Here is a 404-nt window from a genome sequence, read left to right on the forward strand (position 1 = left end):
AGCAGATACTGATAAACCTGGCCGAGGCCGGAAGAGTTAGGACCCATTTCGGGTGTACCTACGCCTTCGGGTATCAACTCCTTTGCCGCCTGCAGTCGTTCAAACACCAGTTGCCGGGCAAAGTAGATATCGACACTCTCGTCAAACACTACGGTAATGCCCGATAAACCTGTTTTTGAGATTGACCGAACCTCTTTGACGTCGGGCAGAGCATACATCACCGACTCTATCGGATAGGTAATCAGCTGCTCGACTTCGGTCGCTGCTAACCCGGGGGCCTCCGTATTTACCGTTACCTGAACGTTGGTAACATCGGGGAAGGCATCCAGATTAAGTTTGGGAATAACAAAAAATGACGCAATGCTGATGCTGAATAAAGCCAATACCAATAACAGGCGATTAGC

At 49.5% G+C, this 404-nt stretch carries 1 protein-coding gene; it reads right to left on the minus strand.

Annotated elements, in window-relative coordinates; genetic code table 11:
* A partial coding sequence (locus ACP7H9_RS14220) for an efflux RND transporter permease subunit (RefSeq protein ID WP_439222934.1) occupies window positions 1–404 on the minus strand: 404 nt, incomplete at both ends.

Source organism: Idiomarina sp. ST20R2A10, assembly GCF_051842345.1.
Taxonomy (GTDB): domain Bacteria; phylum Pseudomonadota; class Gammaproteobacteria; order Enterobacterales; family Alteromonadaceae; genus Idiomarina; species Idiomarina loihiensis.